The sequence below is a fragment of the Agromyces sp. NPDC055658 genome (assembly GCF_053618155.1).
In genome coordinates this window covers 22732-41034 of record NZ_JBSHHD010000027.1, presented here as the reverse complement: position 1 = coordinate 41034, position 18303 = coordinate 22732, and the positions used below count along the sequence as shown (strand labels likewise).

The 18303-nt window shown below is 72.1% G+C and carries 17 protein-coding genes; 4 read left to right on the top strand and 13 right to left on the bottom strand.

What is annotated here, in order from left to right:
• Positions 1–10: 10 nt before the first annotated feature.
• Positions 11–1033, bottom strand: coding sequence for a deoxyribose-phosphate aldolase (gene deoC / locus ACWGPE_RS13545; RefSeq protein WP_231431410.1), 1023 nt, complete (start codon positions 1031–1033; stop codon positions 11–13).
• 36 nt (positions 1034–1069) lie between these two features.
• Positions 1070–2014: a sugar-binding transcriptional regulator gene (locus ACWGPE_RS13540; RefSeq protein WP_231431411.1), complete on the bottom strand. Its 945-nt coding sequence runs from the start codon at positions 2012–2014 to the stop codon at positions 1070–1072.
• 118 nt (positions 2015–2132) lie between these two features.
• On the opposite strand from ACWGPE_RS13540, the gene ACWGPE_RS13535 reads away from it, so the two are divergent.
• Positions 2133–3065 (top strand): ROK family protein, encoded by a 933-nt coding sequence (locus ACWGPE_RS13535; RefSeq protein WP_231431412.1) that lies wholly within the window; start codon positions 2133–2135, stop codon positions 3063–3065.
• 151 nt (positions 3066–3216) lie between these two features.
• On the opposite strand, the gene ACWGPE_RS13530 is transcribed toward ACWGPE_RS13535, so the two are convergent.
• Genes ACWGPE_RS13530 through truB form a run of 5 tightly spaced genes read right to left on the bottom strand, consistent with a single transcriptional unit; the run spans position 3217 to position 7125 of the window.
• Positions 3217–4428, bottom strand: coding sequence for an MFS transporter (locus tag ACWGPE_RS13530; RefSeq protein WP_231431413.1), 1212 nt, complete (start codon positions 4426–4428; stop codon positions 3217–3219).
• Positions 4425–5357: a bifunctional riboflavin kinase/FAD synthetase gene (locus ACWGPE_RS13525; protein ID WP_275506696.1), complete on the bottom strand. Its 933-nt coding sequence runs from the start codon at positions 5355–5357 to the stop codon at positions 4425–4427. Before ACWGPE_RS13525 ends, ACWGPE_RS13530 begins: the two co-directional genes overlap by 4 nt.
• Positions 5354–5803 (bottom strand): hypothetical protein, encoded by a 450-nt coding sequence (locus ACWGPE_RS13520; protein ID WP_452048898.1) that lies wholly within the window; start codon positions 5801–5803, stop codon positions 5354–5356. The genes ACWGPE_RS13525 and ACWGPE_RS13520 overlap by 4 nt, the downstream gene beginning before the upstream one ends.
• Before the next feature lie 30 nt (positions 5804–5833).
• Complete coding sequence (locus tag ACWGPE_RS13515) at positions 5834–6202, bottom strand: hypothetical protein (protein WP_231431416.1); 369 nt, start codon at positions 6200–6202, stop codon at positions 5834–5836.
• A complete protein-coding gene (gene truB, locus ACWGPE_RS13510; RefSeq protein WP_452048897.1) occupies positions 6199–7125 on the bottom strand; it encodes a tRNA pseudouridine(55) synthase TruB in 927 nt (308 codons plus the stop codon). The genes ACWGPE_RS13515 and truB overlap by 4 nt, the downstream gene beginning before the upstream one ends.
• Positions 7126–7218: 93 nt before the next feature.
• On the opposite strand from truB, the gene ACWGPE_RS13505 reads away from it, so the two are divergent.
• Positions 7219–8214 carry a ketopantoate reductase family protein gene (locus ACWGPE_RS13505; protein ID WP_452048896.1) on the top strand — a complete coding sequence of 332 codons (996 nt, stop codon included), beginning with the start codon at positions 7219–7221 and terminating at the stop codon, positions 8212–8214.
• 117 nt (positions 8215–8331) lie between these two features.
• On the opposite strand, the gene ACWGPE_RS13500 is transcribed toward ACWGPE_RS13505, so the two are convergent.
• Complete coding sequence (locus tag ACWGPE_RS13500) at positions 8332–10560, bottom strand: InlB B-repeat-containing protein (protein WP_275506693.1); 2229 nt, start codon at positions 10558–10560, stop codon at positions 8332–8334.
• A gap of 382 nt (positions 10561–10942) precedes the next feature.
• Positions 10943–11530: a hypothetical protein gene (locus ACWGPE_RS13495; protein ID WP_452048895.1), complete on the bottom strand. Its 588-nt coding sequence runs from the start codon at positions 11528–11530 to the stop codon at positions 10943–10945.
• A gap of 48 nt (positions 11531–11578) precedes the next feature.
• Here ACWGPE_RS13495 and ACWGPE_RS13490 point away from each other — a divergent pair, with 48 nt between their 5' ends.
• Positions 11579–12466, top strand: a complete 888-nt coding sequence (locus ACWGPE_RS13490) for an HhH-GPD family protein (protein WP_275506692.1) — start codon at positions 11579–11581, stop codon at positions 12464–12466.
• 51 nt (positions 12467–12517) lie between these two features.
• A complete protein-coding gene (locus ACWGPE_RS13485; RefSeq protein WP_275506691.1) occupies positions 12518–13444 on the top strand; it encodes a LysR family transcriptional regulator in 927 nt (308 codons plus the stop codon).
• Positions 13445–13465: 21 nt separating this feature from the next.
• Here ACWGPE_RS13485 and rbfA read toward each other — a convergent pair whose 3' ends face one another.
• From rbfA to nusA, 4 genes are all read right to left on the bottom strand, one after another.
• Entirely contained in the window at positions 13466–13933 is a 468-nt protein-coding gene (gene rbfA / locus ACWGPE_RS13480; RefSeq protein ID WP_231431423.1) for a 30S ribosome-binding factor RbfA, read from the bottom strand.
• A 59-nt stretch (positions 13934–13992) separates the two neighbouring features.
• Positions 13993–16779 (bottom strand): translation initiation factor IF-2, encoded by a 2787-nt coding sequence (gene infB, locus ACWGPE_RS13475; RefSeq protein ID WP_231431424.1) that lies wholly within the window; start codon positions 16777–16779, stop codon positions 13993–13995.
• 100 nt (positions 16780–16879) lie between these two features.
• On the bottom strand, positions 16880–17125 hold the full coding sequence (locus ACWGPE_RS13470) for a YlxR family protein (RefSeq protein WP_231431425.1): 246 nt from the start codon (positions 17123–17125) through the stop codon (positions 16880–16882).
• Between the two features lie 66 nt (positions 17126–17191).
• Positions 17192–18190 carry a transcription termination factor NusA gene (gene nusA, locus ACWGPE_RS13465; RefSeq protein ID WP_231431426.1) on the bottom strand — a complete coding sequence of 333 codons (999 nt, stop codon included), beginning with the start codon at positions 18188–18190 and terminating at the stop codon, positions 17192–17194.
• Between the last annotated feature and the right edge of the window lie 113 nt (positions 18191–18303).

Genomic DNA, 18303 nt, shown 5'->3' with positions numbered 1-18303 from the left:
TTCAGTCCAGTCAGTCGATCGTCACGTAGTCGGCGCCCGAGTAGTGCCCGGAGGTCATCTTCTGCCGCTGCAGCAGCACGTCGTTGAGGAGGCTCGAGGCGCCGAAGCGGAACAGGTGCGGCACGAGCCACTCCTCGCCGACGGTCTCGGCGACCGTGACGAGGTACTTGATCGCGTCCTTCGAGGAGCGGATGCCGCCCGCCGGCTTCACGCCGACGCGGTGGCCGGTGAGGCGGTGCCAGTCGCGCACGACCTCGAGCATGAGCAGCGTCACCGGCAGCGTCGCCGCCGGGGCCACCTTGCCGGTCGAGGTCTTGATGAAGTCGCCGCCCGCGAGGATCGCGAGCCACGACGCGCGACGCACGTTGTCGTACGTCACGAGCTCACCCGTCTCGAGGATCACCTTGAGGCTCGCGCTCGTGCCGTCGGGGCGACGGCAGGCCTCCTTCACGGCCGCGATCTGGTCGAAGACCTCGCCGTATCGGCCGGCGAGGAAGGCGCCGCGGTCGATCACCATGTCGATCTCGTCGGCGCCCGCGGCGACCGCCTCGGCGGTGTCGGCGAGCTTGATCTCGAGCGACGAGCGGCCCGACGGGAAGGCGGTCGCGACCGCGGCGACCGAGATGAGCCCGTCGTCGGGGTCGCCGTGCGCGGCGCCGAGGGCCTCGATCGCGAACGGCACCATGTCGCCGTACACGCACACCGCGGCGACGCGCGGCACCGTGGGGTCGGCCGGGTCGGGGTTCATCGCCTTCGCGACGAGCGAGCGCACCTTGCCCGGGGTGTCGGCGCCCTCGAGCGTCGTGAGGTCGATGAGCGAGATGATCTTGTCGAGCGCCCAGCGCTTCGAGGTCGTCTTGATCGACCGGGTGCCGAGGGCGGCGGCGCGCTGCTCGAGCCCGACCGCGTCGACCCCGGGGATGCCGTGGAGGTAGCGGCCCAGGGTCTGGTCGTCGGGCTCGCCGCCGAGCACGGCGAGCGCTCGCTCGCGCGCGGTGACGAGCGCGGTGCCGGGGTTGACCGGAGCTGACATGGGGGTGACCTGGCTTTCGTTCATGGGTGGACGGCGTCAGCCGTCGAGGAGATGGAGTGCGGTCGCCTCGTCGGTGACGAGCACCGAGCAGAGGCCGCTGCGCACGACGGCGTCGGCCACGGCGTGCTTGGCCGGGCCGGCCACCACCGCGATCGCGAGCCGTGCGGCGCGGAGTTCGTCGAGCGTGAGCCCGACCGTGCGCGCGTCGAGCGCCGGGTCGACGATGTTGCCGTCGGAGTCGATGTAGCGCCCCACGACGTCGCCCACCGCACCCTTGGCGACGAGCAGGTCGACGTCGGTCGGCGACAGGTAGCCGCTCTCGACGTGCACGGAGTTGTGGTCGGCCGCGCCGGCGCTGAAGAGGTACGCGTCGGCCGACCTGGCGAGCTCGATCACTCCGGCGACGACGCGGTCGGACTCGATCGCCTCTTTCGTCTCGAGCCGCTCGAGGATCGCGGGGCTCGGCAGGAGCGTCGCCTGGCCGCCGCCCTTCTGCGCGATCGAGACCGCCGTCGCCGCGGCGGTGCCCGCGCGACGGTTGAGGCTCACACCGCCGTTGATCTGCACGACGTTCACGCCGGTGGCCCAGCCGTTGCGCAGGTGCTGCGAGATCTCGAACAGGGTGCGCCCCCAGCTCACGCCGAGGGTGCGCGGAACGGGCCGGAGCGCGGTGAGGTAGTCGGCGGCCGCCTGGGCCGTGCGGGCCTGCAGTTCTTCGATCGATGCGACGCCGGCTGACGACACGACGATCGCGTCGTCGAGGCCGCGCTCGTCGCGCAGGCGTCGCTCGATCGGGAGACGCCTCGCGCGCGGGTGCACGATCTCGATGCGGATGAACCCCCGGTGCTTCGCCTGCGCGAGAAGTCGACCGACCTTCCACCGGGTGAGGTTCAGTGCCTGCCCGATCTCGTCCTGCGTCTTGTTCTCCTCGTAGTAGAGCTCGGCCGCCCTGATCGAGAGGAGTTCGTCGATCTCGTCCATGCGCCTCCGTCCGCCTCCCTCCCAGCGTAGGCAGCGCGGTGCTCAGCGGCAACACTCGCGGGCCTTCCTGCTCATATGAGCATTCCGGGCACGGATGCTGCGCGCCTATGCTGGTGCAATGCCCACGCCCCTCGCGCTCGCCGTGGACTTCGGCGGCACCAAGGTCGAAGCCGCCCTCGTCGACGAGACCGGCCGCCTCCTGCCCGGCTCCCGCCACCGCCGCCCCACCGGCCCGACCGCCGCAGCGGCCGAACTCGACGACGCCGTGCGCGCGGTCGTGGCGGACGCCCTCGCCTCCCTGCCGGGCGATGCCGGGCTCGTCGGCGTCGGCGCAGGGTCGGCCGGGCCCATCGATGTGGCGACCGGTCGCGTGTCGCCGCTGAACGTGCCGGCCTGGCGCGGGCACCCGCTGCGCGACCTGCTCGTCGAGGCGGTGCCGGGCGTTCCCGTCACCCTCCGCATCGACGGGCTGTGCATCGCCCTCGCCGAGCACTGGGTCGGCGCGGGCCAGCAGGCCGAGAACCTGCTCGGAATGGTCGTCTCGACCGGAGTCGGCGGCGGCATCGTGATCGGCGGTCGCGCCGTCGCGAGCCCGACCGGCAACGGCGGCCACATCGGCCACATCGAGGTCGGCGGCTTCGACGACCGGTGCGCGTGCGGCGGCCGCGGCTGCCTCGAGGCCGTCGCATCCGGTCCGCGAACCGTGTCCTGGGCGCGCTCGCAGGGCTTCCAGGGCACCACGGGCGAAGATCTCGCCCGCGCCCACGCGGCTGGCGATGCGGTCGCCATCGCCGCCGTCGAACGCTCGGGCCGAGCGATCGGCCAGGCGATCGCCTCGGCGACGAACCTGCTCGACCTCGATCTCGTCGCGATCGGCGGCGGCTTCTCCCGGGTGTCCCCCGTGCTGTTCGACCATGCCCGCGCCGCCGTCGCCGAGCGCACCGCGTTCAGCTTCGCGACCAGGGTCGACATCGTGCCCTCGGGCCTCTCCGACGAGGGCCCGCTCATCGGCGCGGCCGCGCTCGTGCACCGTCCCGACCTCGTCGTCTGACGCCGCACCGGTTCGCGGCGCGTCGAGCATGCCCGACGCGCCCCCGGACGCCGTCTCCCGGGCACGGGTTCAGCTGCCGTCGGCGCGTGGCACCGCAGGAGCGTGAGGGGGGTTCCCGACCGCCGGCGCCGCTCGGCCGCCGTGCGGGCGGTCAGCGCGGGCCGGTGTCCTCGACGTAGCGCGGCTTCGCGGCGACGACGCCCGCGATCGCACCGGGCACGATCGACAGGAGCAGCAGGATGATCGGCACCGTCCAGTCGCCCGTCGTCGCGTGCACGAAGCCGACCAGCAGCGGCCCCGCGGCGGCCACGAGATACCCGATCGACTGCACGAAGCCCGACAGCGCGACCGCGCCGGCGTGGGTGCGCGAACGCAGGTTGATGAGCACGAGTGCGAGCGGGAACATCAGCGGACCGATCCCCGCGAGCGCCACCCAGAGCCAGGTGGCCGTCTCGGGCGCGAGCAGCAGCCCGAGGTAGCCGAGCACGAAGGCCGCCATCGACACCGCGACGAGCAGGCGGACCCGGCCGTACCGGGCCGCGACGATCGGCACGACGATGCCCGCCGGCAGCCCCATCGCCGCGTACAGCGACAGCAGGGCGCCGGCCTGCGCCGGCGTCACACCCGCGATGTCGACGAGCACCCGGGGCAGCCAGGCGAATGCCGAGTAGGCGTTGAACGAGCTCACGATGAAGATGACGGCGAGCGCCCACGCGACGGGGGAACGCACGACGCGCCCGAGACCGCCCGCGGCCGGCTCCTCCGGGAGCGCGTCGCGGGCGTCCCGCTTCGGGTGCACGAGCAGCGCGATCCAGGGCACGACCGAGACGACCGCCACGAGGGCCCAGGCGCCGATCGAGACGCGCCAGCCCGCCGCATCCGCGACCGGCACCGCGACGAGGGGCGGAACGAACGTGCTGATCGACATCGCCGTCACGTAGATCGTCGTCACGAGTCCGATGCGATCGGGGAAGTACCGCTTCACGAGCGGCGGAAGCAGCACGTTGCCGATTCCGGTCGTGGCGAAGATCACGGCTCCGGCCGCGACGAGGGCGAGCGCCGAGTCGGCGAGACCGCGCCAGGCGAGACCCGCCGTGAGGGCGATGAGCGCGCCGACGAGCAGCGGCTCGAGCCCGAAGCGCTTCGCGAGCGGGGGCGTCGCGATGCCGAACACGGCGAAGCAGAGCGGCGGCAGCATGCCGAGCAGGCCCACGACGACGGGCGCCAACGCGATCTCGTGCTCGACCCGTACGATGATCGGCGAGAGCGACGCGACGCCGGTGCGCAGGTTGAACGCGACGAGCGCGATGCCGATCAGGGCGAGGGCGCGTCCCGCCCAGAGCGGCCGTGCGGCACCGGTCACAGGCCGAGGATGCCGCGCGTGCGCTCGACGTCGTCGCGGATGGTGTCGATCAGCGCCGGGATGGTCGTGAACGCGACCATCCCACGGATCCGCTCGACGAACTCGACGTCGACGACGTGGTCGTAGAGGTCGAGCTCGCGGTCGAGCACGTACGCCTCGACCTGCTTCTTCGGCACGCCCTCGAAGGTCGGGTTGTCACCGACCGAGATCGCCGCCGGATAGCGCGTGCCGGCGTCGGTGAGCCAGCCCGCGTATACGCCGTCGGCCGGGATGAGCCCCTCCGACTCGGGCGTCAGGTTCGCGGTCGGGAACCCGAGCTCGCGCCCGCGGGCGGCGCCGTGCACGACGATGCCCGAGACGGTCGGCGTGTGGCCGAGGAGCTCGGTCGCGCGGCGCACGTCGCCCTCGGCGAGGAGCTCGCGCACCCAGCTCGACGAGACGCGACGTTCTCCGTCGGGGGCGACGTCGTCGACGACCTCGACCGTGAACCCGAACGTCGCGCCGAGGTCGGCGAGGAGCGCCACGTCGCCCGCGCCGCGGGCGCCGTAGCGGAAGTCGCGGCCGACCAGCACGGCCTTCGCGTGCAGGGTGTCGACGAGCACCCGCTCGACGAACTCCGTCGCCGGCACCGACGCCAGCGCACGATCGAACGGCAGCAGCACGGTGGCGTCGAGGCCCGTCGTCGCGAGCAGCTCGAGCTTCTGCCGGTTGCTCACGAGCGACTCGGGGCACTTGTCGGGCGCGAGGAGCGCGAGCGGGTTGCGGTCGAAGGTGACGACCGCCGTCGCCAGGTCCTGCGCTTCGGCGATCGTGCGCAGCCGCGCGATGATCTCGCGGTGGCCGCGGTGCACGCCGTCGAACTTGCCGATCGTGACCGCCGTCGGCCCGAAGCCGTGCGGCACCGCATCGAGTCCCTTGAAGGTCTTCACGCGGCGCCCGCCTCGACCGGCCGGTGCTTCGCGAGCCACCACATGCCGAGCACGGGCAGCACGAGCGGGATGAACAGGTACCCGCGCCCGAACCACGACCACACGGTGTCGTGCGGGAAGAGGGCCGGATCGATGATGCTCAGCGCGCCGACGACGAGCACGCCGGTGAGCTCGAAGGTGAGCGTCACCCAGGCGACGCGGTACCAGGCCCGCCCCGGCCGCACGAGCGCGATGGTCGCGACCACGTAGACGGCCGCCGCCAGCGCCGAGAGCGCGTACGCGAGCGGGGCCTCGTCGAACTTGGACACGATCTGCACGAACGACCGGCCGAGCGCCGCGAGGGCGAGCACCCCGTAGACGGCGACGAGCACGCGACCGACGCCGCTCATGCGGGTGCGGGTGCCGGCCGGTCCGGTCGGGGAGGGGGCGCTCTGCAGTCGTTCCATGACGTTCGATTCTCTCAGAAGCACAGGACCTCAGATGCCCTGCACGGTCCAGATCTGGTACATGCGATAGACCATCACGGCGACCGCGAGCGCCGCCACGCCGAGCACGACCGTCGACCACCGGTTCGGTTCCAGCAGTGCCCAGAAGGCGGCGGCGGGCGGCACGAGTGCGGCCGCAACGAGGTACACCCAGAACTCGAGGGCGCTCCCGGTCGGTGCGTTGCCGACGAGCGGCGCGACGATCGCGATCACGACCTGCGCCACGAGCAGCACCTCGACGACCGCGACCGATCCCAGGCTGAGGTCGCTGGGCTTGCGTCCGGCGAGGCCGAGCGCGAGGCACAGCAGGCCGGCTGCGACGGCGACCGCGAGCTGCAGCCAGGTGAACCAGTCGATCATGCGCTCTGCTCCTGCGGGAATCCGGTGACGACCTTCCACTGCGCGCCGCGGCGCTCGACGATCGCGACGAGGCGGTCGCCCGGCGCGATCGCGGCGACGGCTTCGGATGACTCGGCGGCAGTGGCCCCCGCGGCGATGCGCTTGCCGTGGCCGAGGTCGACGGCCTCGCCGTCGGTGATGTCGAGGACCGGGAGGGCGCGCCGGGCCGCGTCGGCGGGGGCGATGAGCCGTTCCGCGACGTCGAATCCCTCGAGCGTTCCGGCTTCGTCCACCGCGAATCGGCCGATGCGGCTGCGTCGCAGCGCGGTGAGGTGGGCCGCAGTGCCGAGCACAGCGCCCAGGTCGCGGGCGAGCGCCCGCACGTAGGTCCCGGAGGAGCATTCGACGCGCACGTCGAGGTCGAGGCATCCGTCGCCCGCGGGCCGGGCCGCGAGCAGGTCGTAGGCCGACACCGTCACCCGGCGGGGCGTGATCTCGACCGTCTCGCCGTCGCGCACCCGCTGGTAGGCGCGCTTGCCGTCGATCTTGACGGCGCTCACGGAGCTCGGCACCTGGTCGATCTCGCCCGTGAAGGCGTGCATGGCGGTGCGGATCTCCTCGGCGCCGCCGTCGCCGGCCTCGGAGAGCGCCGCGACGACGGCATCGCCCTCCGGCGTTCGCGGCAGCGGGTCGCCCTCGGCGTCGTCGGTCGTCGTGCCGAAGCCGAGGCGCACCGTCGCGAAGTACTCCTTGTCGAGGCCCACGAGGTAGTGCAGCAGCCGGGTGGCACTGTCGACGCCGAGCACGAGCAGGCCGGTCGCCATGGGGTCGAGCGTGCCCGCGTGCCCGATCTTGCGGGTGCCGGCGAGCCGGCGCATGCGGGCGACCACGTCGTGGCTGGTGATTCCCTGCGGCTTGTCGACGAGGAGGATGCCGCTGTTCACGCCCTAAAGGCTAACAGCCGGGACGGCCGCGGCCGACGGGGCGGCCGCGCCGCCCGGCGGGCCGACGAGGTCCGCGGCCCTACGCTGGATGCCGTGAAGATCGGCATCATCGGCGCGGGCGCGCTCGGCGGGACGTTCGCGGCGCTGCTCGCCAGGGCGGGACACGACGTCGAGGTCACCGCGCGGGGCGCGGGGCTCGCGGCGATCCGGGAGCACGGGATCCGGCTGAGCGGCGGATACGGTGATGCGCACGTGCGCGTCGCGGCCGCCGAGACGCTGTCGGTGCGCCCGGATCTGGTGCTCGTCTGCACGAAGGCGCAGGACGCGGCCGCGGCCATCGAGGCCAATGCGGCGCTCGTCGACGGCGTCCCCGTCGTCGTCGTGCAGAACGGCCTCGACGGCGTCGCGACGGCGGAGCGCCTGCTCCCGGCGTCGATGTGCGTCGGCCTGCTCTCGATCATCGCGGCGAACTACACCGAGCCGGGGGTCGTGCGGGTGACGACGCCGGCGACGAGCTACCTCGGCCGCGGCGACGGAGAACCCGACGCCGAGTCGGTTCGCCTGGCGCGCATCCTCTCCGACGCCGTGCCGGTCGTCGCGATCGCCGGATTCCGAGGCGCCCAGTGGACGAAGCTCGTCGTGAACATGGTCAACGCGGTGCCCGCCATCGTCGGCCGCAGCGTGCAGGCGGTCATCGACGATCGCAGGCTGCGCCGGGTGGTCGCCGCGTCGATGCGGGAGACGGTGCGCGTCGGCATCGCACGCGGCGTGCGGTTCGGTTCACTCCAAGGGTTGGGCGACCGGCGGCTGCGGCTCTTCGCCCGGCTGCCGCTCGCACTCGGGCAGGTGCTGCCGTGGCTCATGCGCGTGCGCATGGGTTCGGTGCCGAACCTCGGCTCCACCCAGCAGAGCGTACGTCGCGGGCAGCCGACGGAGATCGACTTCCTCAACGGCGCCGTCGTGCGCGAGGCGGCCGCCGTCGGCCGCGACGCGCCCGTGAGTCGAGCGCTCACGGCACTCGTGCACGAGGTCGAGGCGGCGGGCGCTCCCCTTCCCGACGAGCGCGTGCTCGCGGCAGTGCCCGTCTGACGCGGATGCCTCGGGCGCCTGCCGCCCGAGGCAGCCCGCCCGGTCCGAGCGACGACGAAGGGGGCCCGGCGAACCGGACCCCCTCCTTCAGTGCGCCTGATCAGCGCCGCTCGGGCCTCAGGCCTTCTTGCGGCGCAGGCGTGCGACGACCACGAAGGCGGCGCCCGCGAGCACGATCACTCCCGCGACGATCGCGATCGAGGTGCCGGCGAAGCCGGTCTCGGCGAGGTCGGAGCCACCGGACGCGGTCGGGGTCGACGGCGCCTCGCCCTCGCCACCGGGCTCGCCCGGGGTCTCGGGCACCGGCGGAGCGGCCACGCAGTCCGGCGTCGCCGGCGGGTAGCTGAGCGCGACCGAGAGTTCGGGGTTCACGACGAGCGTGGCGCTCGTGAGGTCGCGGGTCCAGGCGAAGTTGCCGTCGGTCTCGGCCCACGTCCCGTCCTCGAGCTGCTCCCAGCCGGGCCAGCCGTCGGCGTTGCCCTCGTCGTCGACCGAGGCGCCCGGCCACAGCGTGCGGCCCTCGAGGGTGCCGTCCTCATCGAGTTCGCCCAGTTCGAGCGTCTCGGTGTTCGTTCCGTCGCTCAGCACCAGCTGCACGGCACGGTTCTGCACGGTGCCGTCGGGGTCGTCGAGCTGCACGGTGAAGAAGATCCACGGCGCGTTCGCCTCGCAGACCCCCGTCGCGACCGAGCCCTCGAGCGTGGCGCGGCAGGGCTCGTCGGTGTAGGTGAACGTCCAGCTCGTCTGCACGCCCTCGGCGAAGACGTAGCCGGGGTTGGCGGTCGCGGTGACGGTCACCACGCCGGGCTCGACCGAGGTCACGTTCCAGGTGATGGCGTCGGTGTCTTCGGGGAGGTAGTGGCCGTCGTTCGCCGTGCCGCACGCGTCCACGGACCGCGGCCCGATCTCGATCGTGACGACCTCGGGCTGCTCGGCGCACGGCTCGTTCGTGAAGACGAACGTCCATTCGCTCTGCGAACCCTCTTCGAAGACGTAGCCCTCGGCCGGGGTCGCGGTCACGACGACCTTGCCCTCGGCCACAGAACCGGTCGTCGACCAGCTGTAGTCGTCGGTGTCGCTCGGAACCGTGTAGCCGTCGTTCGCGGTGCCGCAGAGGTCGACCATGGTCGGGACGACCTCGATGACGCCGACCTCGGGCTCCTCTTCGCACGGCTCGTCCGTGAAGGCGAACGTCCAGGAGGTCGTCGCGTCGTCGGCGAATCGGTAGCCGTCCTTGGCGGTCGCAGTGACCACGACCTCGCCCTCGGCGACCGAGCCCGACTCGGACCAGGCGATGGCGTCGGTGTCGCTCGGCAGGGTGTAGCCGTCGTTCGCGGTGCCGCAGAGGTCGGCCGACGTGGGAACGACGTCGATCGTGACGACCTCGGGCTCCTCCTCGCACGGCTCGTCGGTGAACGTGAACGTCCACGAGGTCTTCGCGCCTTCGGCGAAGATGTAGCCGAGCTTCGCCGCGGCGCTCACGGTGACCTCACCGGATGCGACCGATCCGATGAAGGACCAGTCGATCGCCTGCGTGTCGGAGGGGAGCTGGAACGTGTCGTTGCCGATGCCGCACAGGTCGATGTGCGACGGCGCCGCCTCGATCGTGACGATCTGCGGCTGCCCGGGCTCGTCGACGTAGTGCACCGAGTAGTGGCTGATCGCCTTGCCGCCGGGGTAGGTGATCGTCACCGTCTTCGCCGGCGGTTCGACGTCGATGATCTGCGGACCGTTGCCGTTCTTGACGGAGCCGGCCTTCACGCAGTAGTAGTCGATGAGCTTGCCGTCGGGCGCCGTGACCGTCACGGTCTTCGGGTCGCCGGTCGTGTCGATCTTGTCGGTCCCGTTCGGGAGGTAGCTCGGGCAGACCTTCATCTCGCCCTCGCCGCCCCCGTCGCCGCAGAGCGCGCTGTCGAGCGTGATGGCGCCGGCGTTGTTCGCCTTCTGGTTGTTCGACCACTTCGCCGACAGCTTCAGCTCGTGCGTCTCGCCGAGCGCGGCGCCCTGCTGCACGAACGTGACCTCGCCGCTCGCCGGGATCGTCGTCCCGGTCGCGACGATCGACTCGTCGGACGACTTCGTGATCGTCTCCTGGAGATCCTCGGAGTTCGCGACGGTCCACGTGATGTCGGCCGTCGTGCCGTCCGTCGAACACACGGCCTCGGCCGTGATCGTGTTGTGGTGCGCCGACGCGGGGGCGGCGACGCCGACGAGCGCGAGGCCCGCGCCGAGCGCGAGCGCGGCCACGGCCGCGGCGAGGCGCCGCACCGGGTTGTGAGTGGGGCGCTTCCGCATGCGGACGTCGCCGTGGGCATCGTGCGTCAGACCGACGCCGAGCTTGCTCATTCGGGATATCTCCTGGGTTCGGCCCAGCGGGGGCGGCGAAAACCGGGTGGAGCGAACGAGCGGAGAGCGCGTCAGGGCGCGGTCGCTGGGCGATCGACCCGACGGGCGGCGTGCGGTGCACGCGCGGGGTCGGGTCGATCGCGCAGCGACGATCGGCGCGAACGGGTGGTCGCGCCGATCTCTGCGGGATGTTCGGGTAATTCGGGTGGTGCTCGGGTGTTGCGTCGGGTTTCGCTGCCTGCCGGGGGCTTGGGCAATCAGTTCATTATGTCCTCAAAGAGGGGGACGCGCTACCGTTTCGGGCACAGATCGGCACAGATGTCCCCCGAAGACGGGGTACTCCGATCGGGGTACATCGCAGAAGGCCTTCGTGAGGTGCGAATCAGCGCCTGATCGGCCGCTCGGGCTCGGTGAGATCGACGAGCGCGTCGGCGGCGGCGCGCGGGTCGCGATCGGCGTAGGCGAGCCGGTCGGCGGCATCGACCGGCTCGCCGTCGACGACGATGCGGTAGTCCCAGAGGTCGTCGAGCCGCTCGCGCAGCACGAAGCGCCCGTCGAGCACGAGGATGGCGTCGGCGGGGCCGGTGATCCACCTCGGCTCGACCCATGCGTCGCGAGCGGGGTCGAGCACGCGCGTGACGAACGCGGTCGAGCCGGCCATGCGGAACGGCTCGACGAGCACGCGCTTCAGCGCCGACTCGTCGAAGCCGTACCGGTAGTAGCGCTCCGCGGTGTCGTCGCCGAACGCGTCCTGTGCGGCGCGGGAACGATGGAACCCCTCCATGCGCGCGCGGAACACCGCGTGCCCCGCCTCTTCGAGCACCGCTCCGAGATCGTCCGCCAGGGCGGTCTTGCCGCTCTGCACGGGACCGTCGACGGCGACGATCATCCGGCCGCGGCCGTACCGCTGCGCGATCTCCGCGGCGAGCTCGCGGAGGAACGCGACCCGAGGCGTGGTGACGAGGCGCATACGAGCGAGCATAGCCGCGGGGCGTCCGGGTCGCCCTAGGCTGGAGGGATGCCTCGCGCGCATGCCTCCTCGATCGCCGACGTGGTCGTCGCGTGGTTCGACGGCGCCGCCCGTCCGCTGCCGTGGCGCGCCGCCGACGTCTCGCCCTGGGCCGTGCTGGTCAGCGAGTTCATGCTGCAGCAGACCCAGGTCGACCGGGTCGTCCCGCGCTGGGCGGCGTGGGTCGAGCGCTGGCCGACCCCGGCGAGCCTCGCCGCGGAGCCCGCGTCCGAAGCGGTGCGCGCGTGGGACCGCCTCGGTTACCCGCGCCGGGCGCTGTGGCTGCACCGGGCCGCGGTCGAGATCGTCGAGCGGCACGGCGGCGAGGTGCCGCGTGACGTCGATGCGCTCCTCGCCCTGCAGGGCGTCGGCCCGTACACGGCACGCGCGGTCGCCGCGTTCGCGTTCGGCGTTCGCGTACCCGTCGTCGACACGAACACCCGGCGCGTGATCGCCCGCGCCGTCGACGGCCGGGCTGAGCCCGCTCCCCCGTCGACGGTGCGCGACCTCGCCGCGATGACCGCACTGCTTCCCGAGGCGGATGACGCGGCGCGGGCGTTCAACGCGGCCGCCATGGAGCTCGGGGCGACCGTCTGCACGGCGCGCGCGCCGCAGTGCGGCGCGTGTCCCATTCGCGATCGATGCGCGTGGCGCGCCGCCGGCCATCCGCCGTACGTCGGGCCGCGCAAGCCCCGGCAGGCGAGATTCGAAGGCTCCGACCGGCAGGTGCGCGGCCTCGTCATGCGCGAGCTCCGCGCCGCCCACCGTCCCGTGACGCGCGACGAGCTGTCGGTCGTCTGGGCCGACCGCGGCCAGCTCGACCGCGCCGTCTCGGGACTCGTCGCCGACGGCCTCGCCGTCGAGGTCGACGGCGGCCTCGCGCTGCCCGACGCCTGAACCGCGGAACCGCCGCCTGCACGCACCGGTCGGGTGTGCGAGCATGCAGGGATGACCCTCGCCTCCGACCCGCGCCCAGCACCGAGCCCCGACGACCTGCTCGTGCTGCTCGCGGTCGCCAGGGCCGGCCGTTACACCCTCGCCGCCGCCGAGCTCGGCCTCAACCACACGACGGTGGCTCGGCGGATCGACGCGCTCGAGAACGCCCTCGGCGGGCGCGTGCTCGCGCGCAGCGCCTCGGGGTGGGTGCTCACACCGCTCGGCGAGCACGCCGTGGCATCGGCGGAGGCCGTCGAGCAGGCGATGAACGGCCTGCGACCCGGCGGCACGACCCTCACGGGCGTCGTGCGGCTCTCGGCGACCGACGGGTTCAGCGGGTTCATCGCGTCGCCTGCGATCGTGGCGGTGCGCCGCGAGCATCCCGGAGTCACGCTCGAGATCGTCGCGGCGCAGCGCCGTGCGACGCAGCAGCGCGTCGGCATCGACCTCGAGGTCGTCGTCGGCAAGCCGCACGTGCAGAAGGCCGAGGCGATCCACGTCGCCGACTACGTGCTCGGGCTCTACGCGAGCCGCGACTACCTCGCGGCGAACGGAACCCCGGCCTCACCGCGCGAGCTCGCGGGCGCCCCGCTCGTCTACTTCATCGAGTCGATGCTGCAGGTCGACGCGCTCGACGAGGCGCGCCGCCCGACGCAGGGCATGGTCGACACCGTCTCGAGCACGAACGTGTACGTCCAGGTCGACGCGACCCGCGCCGGCGCCGGCCTCGGCCTGCTGCCCGCGTTCCTCGCCGACCGGCACGACGATCTCGTTCGGCTGTTCCCCGATGAGATCGAGGAGCGGCTCCCCTACTGGCTGGTCTGCCGCCCCGAGGCGTTGCGGCAGCCGACGGTGCTCGCCTTCATCGCGGCGCTGCGCGCCCGGGTCGCCGAGGTGCAGGGCGCACTGCTCGGCGTGCGCGGACCACGGCACGGCTGACCGGACGGCAGCCGCCCGCGATCAGCGCGCCTCGGCCTCGTCGAACTCGTCGTCCGCCTCGTCGTCGAGCTCGCGCGGCTTGACGTAGGGGTCGGCCTCGCCCGCATACTCGGCGGTCGCCGCGAGCGCGGTCGTCTCCTCGTCGCGCGTGCGCGCCTCGCGCAGCAGCTCCTCGATGTGCTCGGCGTTCTCGGGGATCGCATCGGCGATGAACTCGAGCGACGGGGTGAGCCGCGCCGTGATGTTGCGGCCGACCTCGCTGCGAAGCATCCCGGTGGCCGCCTTGAGCGCGAGCGCGGAGTCGCGACGCTCCTCGTCCGTGCCGTACACGGTGTAGAAGATGCTCGCGTGCTGCAGGTCGCCCGTGACGCGCACGTCGGTGATCGTCACGAAGCCCAGACGCGGGTCGCGAAGGCCCTTGTCGAGACGCCGGGCGACGATCTCCTTGATGCGGTCGGCCATCTTCCTGGCACGTGCCGGATCAGCCATGGTGGTCAGTGCTCCTTCCGAGCGAAGCCCGGGGCGGCGAGCCGCCCCGGGCCGTTCGGTCACACGCGAGGCTTCTCGCGCATCTCGATGGTCTCGATCTCGTCGCCGACCTGGATGTCGTTGTACTTGCCGAGGCCGATGCCCGCCTCGAAGTCCGTACGGACCTCGGTGACGTCGTCCTTGAACCGGCGGAGCGACTCGATGGCGAGGTTGTCGCCGACCACGACGCCGTCGCGGATGACACGGGCCTTCGCGTTGCGCGTGATGGTACCGCTGCGCACGATGACACCGGCGATGTTGCCGAACTTCGAGGAGCGGAACACCTCGCGGATCTCGGCGACACCCGACTGGACCTCCTCGTACTCGGGCTTGAGCATGCCCTTGAGCGAGTTCTCGATGTCGTCGATCGCGTTGTAGATGACCGAGTAGAAGCGCACGTCGACGCCCTCGCGGGCGGCGCGCTCGCGCGCCTTCACGTCGGGACGCACGTTGAACCCGATGACGATCGCGTTGTCGATCGTGGCCAGGTCGATGTCGCTCTCGGTGATCGCGCCCACACCGCGGTGGAGGATGCGCAGCTGCACCGAGTCGTCGACCTCGATCTTCATGAGCGACTCCTCGAGCGCCTCGACGGCACCCGACACGTCGCCCTTGATGATGAGGTTGAGCGCCTCGACCTTGCCCTCTTCGAGTGCACGCGTGAAGTCCTCCAGCGAGATGCGCTTGCGGGCCTTGGCGAGCTGCGCGTTGCGCTCGGCGGCCTCGCGCTTCTCGGCGATCTGGCGGGCGGTGCGGTCCTCGTCGGTGACGAGGAACGTGTCGCCGGCGCGCGGAACGCTCGAGAGGCCCTGCACCTGCACCGGACGCGACGGGGTCGCGGCGGTCACGGGGTCGCCGTTCTCGTCGGCCATGGCGCGCACGCGGCCGTAGGCCGTACCGGCCACGATCGCGTCGCCGACCTTGAGCGTGCCCGACTGGATGAGCACGGTCGCCACGGCGCCACGCCCCTTGTCGAGCTTCGCCTCGATCGCGACACCGCGCGCGGCCTTGTTCGGGTTCGCACGCAGGTCGAGGCCGGCGTCGGCGGTGAGCAGGACCGCGTCGAGCAGCTCCTGGATGCCGATGCCCTCGCGAGCCGACACGTCGACGAACATGACGTCGCCGCCGTACTCCTCGGCCACGAGGCCGAACTCGGTGAGCTGCTGGCGCACCTTCGCCGGGTTGGCGTCGGGCTTGTCGATCTTGTTCACCGCGACCACGATCGGCACGTTGGCCGACTGGGCGTGGTTCAGCGCCTCGATCGTCTGCGGCATGATGCCGTCGTCGGCGGCGACCACGAGGATCGCGATGTCGGTCACCTGCGCACCGCGGGCACGCATGGCGGTGAACGCCTCGTGACCCGGGGTGTCGATGAAGGTGATCGCACGGTCGATGCCCTCGTGCTCGGTGTGCACCTGGTACGCACCGATGTGCTGGGTGATGCCGCCGGCCTCGCCCGCGACGACGTTCGCGTTGCGGATGGCGTCGAGCAGTCGGGTCTTACCGTGGTCGACGTGGCCCATGACGGTGACGACCGGGGGCCGCTGCGCGAGGTCCTCGTCGGTCTCGTCCTCGAGCTCCTGGTCGAGGTCGATGTCGAAGCCCTCGAGGAGCTCGCGGTCCTCGTCCTCGGGCGAGACGACCTGGATCTTGTAGCCGAGCTCGGCGCCGAGCACCTCGAAGGTGGCCTCGTCGAGCGACTCGGTCGCGGTCGCCATCTCACCGAGGTGGAACAGCACCGTCACGAGCGAACCGGGGTTCGCGTCGATCTTGTCGGCGAAGTCGGAGATCGAGGAGCCTCGACGCAGACGGATGACGGTGTTGCCGTCGCCGCGGGGAACGCTCACGCCGCCGAGCGACGGAGCCTCCCGCATCTCGAACTCGGCCCGCTTCGTCCGCTTCGACTTGCGCGACTTCGACTTGCCGCCGCCACGACCGAACGCACCGGCCGTGCCGCCGCCGGGACCACGTCCGCGACCGCCGCCACCCGCGGGACGCGGGCCGCCGAAGCCGCCGCCGGGCCGCTGGAAGCCGCCGCCCGCACCGGCACCGGCACCGCCGGGACCGCCGGGACGTGCTCCGGCACCGCCGGGACGCTGGAACCCGCCTGGGCGGCCTCCGCCCGCGGGACGCGGGGCGCCGATGCGCGGCGAACCGGGCCGCGGCGCCTGGGGCCGCGGGATGTTGCCGGGGCTCGGGCGCTGGCCCATGCCCTGCGAGCTCGAGAACGGGTTGTTGCCCGGGCGCGGCTGGGCGGGGCGGGAGCCCATGCCCTGCGAGCTCGAGAACGGGTTGTTGCCGGGGCGCGGGGCGCCGGGCTTCGGGGCGGGGCGGGGAGCCGCGCCGCCGGGCTTCGCGGCGCCGCCGGGCTTCACCGCATCGCCGGACTTCGCCGGGGCGGGCGTGCTCTCGGCAGCCGTCTGCTCGGCAGCGGCCTTCTCGGCGGCGGCCTGCGCCGCCTTCTCCTCGGCCTGGGCCTGGCGCTCGGCGACCGTCAGCGGCGCGTCGGCCGGCGCGGGCGCGGCGGGAGCCGGAGCTTCGGGGGCCGGAGCCGCGGGGGGCTTGGGGCCCGGCTTGGGGCCGGGCTTCACCCCGGCCTTGGCGGGCGCGGCCGGGGCCGCCGGTGCGGCGCCCTTCGCGGCGCCGTCGGCCTCGAGCGCCGCCTTCAGGCGACGTGCGACGGGGGGTTCGATGGACGACGAGGGTCCCTTGACGTACTCGCCCATCTCCTTGAGCTTCTCAAGGGCGATCTTGCTGTCGACACCGAGTTCGGATGCGATCTCGTGTACGCGTGGTTTGGCAGCCACTTCTCTCCTGTTCCGGGCCTGCACCCGGACAGGGGCAGACCATCAATGGCGGACGGGACTCATTTCGAGCCGCTCATTACTTGTCACTCATTGGTGATCACTAGCCGTTCAGCCTGTTCTCTACGTTGGTGGTGCTCACCTCGCCGCGGATGCGGAGCGCCCGCGCGAAAGCACGACGCCGGACTGCGAGGCGGTAGCACTCGAGCGTCGGATGCAACCACGCGCCTCTCCCCGGAAGCACGGCCGCATCGTCTGCGACCACCTGGGATTCCTGGAGAACGACCCTCAGAAGCGAGGATCGCGGGGCGTGCGAACGGCATCCGATGCACGTTCTGACGGGTTCCATCTTACACTCTGCGCTCATGCCCCGCCGACGGGGCCACCGACCGGGGTCGAAACCGCCTCGCGGCGGTCAGCCCTGCTCGAGGATCGAGTCGGGCTGGATGTCGATCTTCGCTCCCGTGAGCTTCGCGGCGAGCCGGGCGTTCTGCCCCTCTTTCCCGATCGCCAGCGACAGCTGGTAGTCGGGCACGAGGGCGCGCACCGCGCGCGTCTGCTCGTCGATCACGTAGGCGCTCGTCACCTTCGCCGGCGAGAGGGCGGAGGCGACGAACGTCGCGAGGTCGTCGGACCAGTCGACGATGTCGATCTTCTCGGCGCCGAGCTCGGCGGTCACGGCGCGCACGCGCTGGCCGAGTTCGCCGATCGCCGCGCCCTTCGCGTTCACACCGGGCTGGTTCGCACGCACCGCGATCTTGGTGCGGTGGCCGGCCTCCCGTGCGAGAGAGACGATCTCGACGACACCCGAGGCGATCTCGGGCACCTCGAGCGCGAAGAGCTTGCGCACGAGCGCGGGGTGCGTGCGCGAGACCGTGATCGACGGACCCTTCGCCCCCTTCGCGACGCTCGTGACGTACACGCGGATGCGCTGGCCGTGCGGGTACTCCTCGCCCGGAACCTGCTCTTCGGGAGGCAGGATCGCCTCGACCGTCCCGAGGTCGATGTGCACCATCTTCGGGTTCGGCCCCTGCTGGATGATGCCCGCCACGATGTCGCCCTCACGGCCGCGGAACTCGCCGAGCACCGCATCGTCGGCGATGTCGCGCAGGCGCTGCATGATGACCTGCTTCGCGGCGAACGCCGCGATGCGACCGAAGTCGTTCGGAGTGTCGTCGGCCTCGCCGATCACGTTGCCCTCGTCGTCGAGCTCGGGCACGTAGATCGTGACGTGCCCCGACTTGCGGTCGAGCTCGGCGCGGGCGCCGTTCGGGTTCGAATGCCCGTGCTGGTTCGGGTTCTGGTGCTTGAGGTAGGCCATCAGGATCGCCTGCTCGATGATCTGCACCAGTTCCTCGAACGGGATCTCCTTCTCGCGCTCCACCATGCGAAGCATGCTGAGGTCGATATCCATCTCCGGCCTCCTCTATTCAGCTCTCAGGCCGCTTCCCCTCGGAGCGGACATTCAAGCCTATCGGATGCCGCGAGCCGCCGTCACCCGCGGAACGGGTCCGTTCGAGGCATCCG

Excerpts from the sequence above, each read along its gene's own strand:
- ACWGPE_RS13495 (WP_452048895.1), bottom strand. The coding sequence starts at position 11,530 with ATGCGCCTCGTCACCACGCCTCGGGTCGCGTTCCTCCGCGAGCTCGCC.
- ACWGPE_RS13535 (WP_231431412.1), top strand. The coding sequence starts at position 2,133 with ATGCCCACGCCCCTCGCGCTCGCCGTGGACTTCGGCGGCACCAAGGTC.
- ACWGPE_RS13520 (WP_452048898.1), bottom strand. The coding sequence starts at position 5,803 with ATGGAACGACTGCAGAGCGCCCCCTCCCCGACCGGACCGGCCGGCACC.
- ACWGPE_RS13515 (WP_231431416.1), bottom strand. The coding sequence starts at position 6,202 with ATGATCGACTGGTTCACCTGGCTGCAGCTCGCGGTCGCCGTCGCAGCC.
- ACWGPE_RS13540 (WP_231431411.1), bottom strand. The coding sequence starts at position 2,014 with ATGGACGAGATCGACGAACTCCTCTCGATCAGGGCGGCCGAGCTCTAC.
- ACWGPE_RS13485 (WP_275506691.1), top strand. The coding sequence starts at position 12,518 with ATGACCCTCGCCTCCGACCCGCGCCCAGCACCGAGCCCCGACGACCTG.
- ACWGPE_RS13490 (WP_275506692.1), top strand. The coding sequence starts at position 11,579 with ATGCCTCGCGCGCATGCCTCCTCGATCGCCGACGTGGTCGTCGCGTGG.
- deoC (WP_231431410.1), bottom strand. The coding sequence starts at position 1,033 with ATGTCAGCTCCGGTCAACCCCGGCACCGCGCTCGTCACCGCGCGCGAG.
- ACWGPE_RS13470 (WP_231431425.1), bottom strand. The coding sequence starts at position 17,125 with ATGGAACCCGTCAGAACGTGCATCGGATGCCGTTCGCACGCCCCGCGA.
- rbfA (WP_231431423.1), bottom strand. The coding sequence starts at position 13,933 with ATGGCTGATCCGGCACGTGCCAGGAAGATGGCCGACCGCATCAAGGAG.
- nusA (WP_231431426.1), bottom strand. The coding sequence starts at position 18,190 with ATGGATATCGACCTCAGCATGCTTCGCATGGTGGAGCGCGAGAAGGAG.
- ACWGPE_RS13500 (WP_275506693.1), bottom strand. The coding sequence starts at position 10,560 with ATGAGCAAGCTCGGCGTCGGTCTGACGCACGATGCCCACGGCGACGTC.